The following is a 5,188-nucleotide window of genomic DNA, read 5'->3' on the forward strand; positions in this document are numbered from 1 at the left end:
GGTACCAGTTCTCCTCGCTGCCGGCGCTGACGCCGCCCTTGAACAGATAATATTCAAAGGCCCCGGCGGCGACCGGGGCGTCGAGCGCGAATGTCGTGGCGCCCGAGGTGGCGCCGTTGATTGCCTGGATGACCATGATGCCGTCCTGCGTGGTCGCAGCCCCCGCGCCGCCGAGATTGACCACGGAGATGCCGGTCGAACCGGAAGCCGTTCCGCTCGACAGGACCAACTTGTCGGATGCGGAGGAATCGTCACCGAGCTCGGTCTGGATAAGCAGCAGGCCACCCAGGCCGACATAATTGCCCGAAATCGTCAGGCTGTCGGTGGCGCCGGTGCTGCCATTGGTCAGGTCGATGCGCCCGGCATTGGTGACCTGCGCCAGCTGGCCTGCCGTAAACGCCTGGATCGCCGCATTGAAGCCGCCGCCGTAGAGCGTGCTTGCGGCATCGACACTGAGCGAACCCGTGCCGGTGCCGCTGTCGCCGAGCACCAGATTGCTGTCCATCGTCAGCTGGGTGTCATTGGTGGCGTCGATGCTTTCCCAGTTCTGGAGCCGGCTGACGCCATCCAGTTTGACGTTGTCCAGGGTCAGCGCATCGGTGCCGGCACCACCTGATATGGCATCCGTGGCACCGAGATTGGCGTTGGTGAGGTTGCTGAGCCTGGCGGTGTCGTTATCGCCGCCGAGATCGACGGAACCATAGATGATGCCGCCACCGTTCCAGACGAAATTGTCGGCGCCAAAGCTCATCAGTATATCGCCACCGACCGTGCCGCCGGTGACCGTGACGCTGTCATTGCCGCCGCTGACGCTGATGTTGCCGCCGATGGTGCCGCCCGACAGGATGATCGTGTCCTTGTCGAAGCCAGTGACGAGGTTGCGGTCGATGGTGCCGCCTGACATGTTGAAATAGTTCTGATCGAGCTTCATGTTGACCCGGCCGATGCGGCCACCGGTCATCACGGCGTGGTCGCCATCGTCGAAGAAATCGACGATGCGTCCGCCGGTCATGGTGAAGGTGTCGAGGCCGTCGCCCTGGTTGAGCGAGCCGATCTGGCCGCCGCTCATGTTGAAGTCGTCGATGCCGGCGCCCTGCTGGACATTGCCGGTGACGGTGCCCGCGCCAATTTTGAAGAAATCCGTGCCGCCACCCTGATCGACGGTGCCGGTTATGGTGCCTGACTGCATGTCGATGCGGTCCGTGCCGACGCCAAAGGTCACATTGCCTGATATCTGCCCGGTGCCGCCGGCGGGAAAATTCAGCGTGTTGTCGCCGTCGAGATCGGTGAGGCTGCCGCCTGAGTCGCCGCTGTCACAGGTGTAGACGGTGTTTCCGGCGGATGGAGCCAGCACGCATGCGGCAAACGCGGCGGAGTTGGGCAGCAACGCAAAAGCTGTAGTTGAGAGGATGCTAATAAGCCACGGATGTAACGGATGCGGCTTTCGCCATTGCGAAGCAATTGTCACCTGCACATCCGCCGAACGACTGTTCGGAAGCGAGTTCTTCACATGCCGCATCGCGTCCCCTCTCGATTCGCGATTTCCAGCCCCCGCCAGCCGCCGCAATGAAGACACAATTCATTCAATTTTACAAAGCCTAATCTGCCCCGCATGGTTGCTAAACTGCAAAGACTACTGAAAGGTCTGGCGTAGCGCACGGTTGGCGTGTCCGTGGCCTATGCTTTAGGATCGCTTTGGGCCGAAGGATCAAGGGCCTGTCACGGGTCGATAAAGGACATCGCATGGCAACCAGGGACGCATTCGGCCTGGCACTTTCGGGCGCGACGGAGGCGGGATTCACGCCTTACAGCCAGGCAGTGCGTGAACTGCAGTGCTTCATCGGCGATCCCGTAGCTTCCGTCGACCGCGCCATCGCTGAAGATCCCGGCTTCGTCATGGCCCATGTCTTCAAGGGATATCTCTTCGGCCTCGCCACCGAGCGGGAGGCGACGGCCGTGGCCAAGGCTTGCCATGAGGCCGCACTGCCGCTTGCCGCGACCACGCGCGAGCGGGCGCATGTCTCGGCCCTTGGCCATCTCGCCAGCGGGCGCTGGCATGAGGCCAGCCGCGTTCTCGAGGACATCACCATCGAGACCCCGCGCGACGGGCTGGCGCTGCAGGTCGGCCACCAGATCGATTTCTTCACCGGCAATGCCCGCATGCTGCGCGACCGCATCGCTCGTGCCCTGCCTTCGTGGCAAAGCGGCATGCCCGGCTACCACGCCATGCTCGGCATGCAGGCTTTCGGGCTGGAGGAAATGGGTGACTATGTCAGGGCCGAGCAGCTTGGCCGCGAGGCAGTCGACATCGAGCCGCGCGACGGCTGGGCGCAGCACGCCGTCGCCCATGTCATGGAGATGCAAAGCCGGCAAAGGGATGGCATTGCCTGGATGCGCGCCAATCCGGAAGCGTGGACACGGGAGAGCTTCCTGCAGGTCCACAATTGGTGGCACCTGGCGCTGTTCCACTATGATCTCGGCGAGACCGACGCGGTGCTGGCCCTCTATGACGGCCCTATCTACAGCGTGCAATCGACGATGGCGCTCAACATGGTCGATGCCTCGGCAATCCTGTGGCGGCTCCACCTCGGCGGCGTCGATGTCGGCGACCGCTGGGCGGCACTCGCCGCCAACTGGGGCAAGGCGGGAGCGGGCCTTTATGCCTTCAACGACGCCCACGCGATGATGGCCTTCGTGGGTGCCGGGTTAGATGCGCCGGCCCTCGCCTTGCTCGAGGCTCAGCGCGAGGCCATGCGTGGCAGCGACGACAATGCGGCTTTCACGCGAGATGTCGGCCATCCGCTGACGCTCGCCATCAAGGCATTCGGTGAGGGCAGCTACGCCGAGACCGCGCGCCTGATCCGGCCGATCCGCGCGATCGCACATCGTTTCGGTGGCAGCCACGCCCAGCGCGACGTCATCGACCTGACGCTGATCGAGGCGGCCTTGCGCGCCGGTGAGGGTGCGCTGGCCAGGGCGCTCACGGCGGAGCGTTCGATGGCGCGGCCCGACAGTCCGCTGTCAGCGCTGTTTGTGCGACGCGCCGCCGATTTGTCGGAGAATTGACCCGAAGCGGATCTTGTTTTAAAAACTGGCCAAGCCAGATTTTTTCGAGACCCGAAAAAATTAACTGGCGTGGGAGGAAGACATGTATCTGGGCCTCGATCTCGGGACGTCGGGCGTCAAGGCGCTGCTGATCGATGCCGGGCAAACCGTCATCGGTTCCGGCCATGGTTCGCTTGATGTTTCACGGCCGCACCCCGGCTGGTCGGAACAGAATCCCGAGCACTGGATCCGGGCCTGCGAAGACGCAATCGCCGAGCTCAAATCCTCCCATCCGCATGAACTCGCGGCAGTCAAGGGCATTGGCCTGTCTGGCCAGATGCATGGCGCCACGCTGCTTGACGCCGCCGACAAGGTGCTGCGCCCCTGCATCCTGTGGAACGACACGCGCAGCCATGCCGAGGCCGCCGTCCTCGATGCCGATCCGCGTTTCCGCGCCCTGACCGGCAACATCGTCTTTCCCGGGTTCACCGCGCCGAAACTGGCCTGGGTGAAGAACAACGAGCCCGCTGTCTTCGCCAAGGTCGCAAAAGTGCTGCTGCCCAAGGATTTCCTGCGGCTCTGGCTTTCGGGCGAGCACATTTCGGAAATGTCGGATTCTGCCGGCACGTCCTGGCTCGATGTCGGCAAGCGGCGCTGGAGTGCGGATTTGCTCGCGGCGACATCGCTCGATGAAAAGCAGATGCCGTCGCTGGTCGAGGGTACGCAGAAGGCAGGCGCATTGCGCAGCGAATTGGCATCGAAGTGGGGCGTCCAGGCCGGCATTCCGATCGCCGGTGGCGCCGGCGACAACGCGGCCTCGGCCTGCGGCATGGGCACGGTTGGCGCCGGCCACGCTTTTGTTTCGCTCGGCACGTCGGGTGTGCTGTTTGCCGCCAACGCTTCCTACCTGCCCAACCCGGCTAGCGCGGTTCACACCTTCTGCCACGCGCTTCCGAACACCTGGCACCAGATGGGGGTCATCCTGTCGGCAACCGATTCGCTCAACTGGCTGTCGGAAATCACCGGGAAGAGCGCCGGCGAGTTGACCACTGAGCTCGGCGACACATTGAAGGCGCCGAGCGGCGTGTCCTTCCTGCCATACCTCTCGGGTGAGCGCACGCCCTACAATGATTCCGCCATTCGCGGCGCGTTCACCGGGCTGGCGCATCAATCGAGCCGTGCCGTGCTGACCCAGGCCGTGCTGGAGGGTGTAGCCTTTGCCTTCCGCGACAGCCTCGAAGCGCTGGCCACGGCCGGCACAGCCTTGACGCGGGTGACGGCGATCGGCGGCGGTTCGCGCTCACGCTACTGGTTGAAGGCGATTGCCACCGCGCTTCAACTGCCTGTCGACATTCCTGCCGACGGCGACTTCGGCGCCGCCTTTGGTGCCGCGCGGCTCGGCCTGATCGCGGCGACGGGTGCCGATCCGCTCGAAATCTGTACGGCCCCGAGGACGGACGCAACTATCGAACCGGATGCGGCGCTCGGCGGCGCCTATGCCGATGCCTATCAGCGCTACCGGGCGCTGTACCCGGCAATCAGGGTCGCCACGGCGTGAACGGTCTTTCGCCCACGCCGCGGCTGTCCGGCTCACTGCGCCGGCACCTTGTCGAGAAAACCGGTGACGCTCTTGAGGCGGCCGTTCTCGATGATTCCGATGTCGGTACCTTCGATCACCGAAGGCGTCCCCTCAGGTCCGAGATTCCACGAGAAGCGGATCTTGTCGGCAAAACCGTCCGGCGTACCCTTCAGCGAGAACCGGAAACCGGCAAAGCGCTGCTGCACGCCGTCGATCAGAGCCGCGACGCCTTCATGGCCATCACCCTGCATGAGCGGATCGCGGTAGCTGACGTCTTCCGTGAAGGTCGCCTTGAGCAATTCGGCCCGGCGGCCGGCATCGCTTTCGTTCCAGGCGGTGATGTAGTTTTTAGCGATCTTGGTGAGGTCGGTCATGGTCTGTCTCCTTCGTTTGGTGGCTTTGACATGACCCTTTTCAACCAGCGCCGGCGTGAAACCAATTACGCCTGAGGTAATGGCGTCAGAACTTTGTGAGAGGACAGAAATCATGAGCAGTGGATTTTTCGGCGACATCCAGAAGATCAAATATGAAGGGCCGGATTCGACCAATCCGCTGGCCTATAGG

3 protein-coding genes and 1 pseudogene are annotated in these 5,188 nt (G+C 63.5%); 2 read left to right on the forward strand and 2 right to left on the reverse strand.

Translation table 11 applies throughout. The features are described from left to right. Positions 1–1,519 (reverse strand): annotated as a pseudogene (locus EN925_RS22470) (autotransporter outer membrane beta-barrel domain-containing protein); the annotation flags it as partial. 224 nt (positions 1,520–1,743) lie between these two features. Between EN925_RS22470 and EN925_RS22475 the strand changes: the two are divergent. After that, a complete protein-coding gene (locus tag EN925_RS22475; protein WP_127368672.1) occupies positions 1,744–3,066 on the forward strand; it encodes a tetratricopeptide repeat protein in 1,323 nt (440 codons plus the stop codon). An 82-nt stretch (positions 3,067–3,148) separates the two neighbouring features. Further along, the gene (gene xylB / locus EN925_RS22480; RefSeq protein ID WP_027161005.1) at positions 3,149–4,603 is read left to right on the forward strand and encodes a xylulokinase; all 1,455 of its coding nucleotides are present in this window, start codon (positions 3,149–3,151) and stop codon (positions 4,601–4,603) included. Between the two features lie 32 nt (positions 4,604–4,635). Here xylB and EN925_RS22485 read toward each other — a convergent pair whose 3' ends face one another. Beyond that, positions 4,636–4,998, reverse strand: a complete 363-nt coding sequence (locus EN925_RS22485; protein ID WP_013528288.1) for a nuclear transport factor 2 family protein — start codon at positions 4,996–4,998, stop codon at positions 4,636–4,638. Positions 4,999–5,188: the final 190 nt, after the last annotated feature.

Source organism: Mesorhizobium sp. M7A.F.Ca.US.006.04.2.1 (genome assembly GCF_004022915.1).
Lineage (GTDB): Bacteria > Pseudomonadota > Alphaproteobacteria > Rhizobiales > Rhizobiaceae > Mesorhizobium > Mesorhizobium ciceri.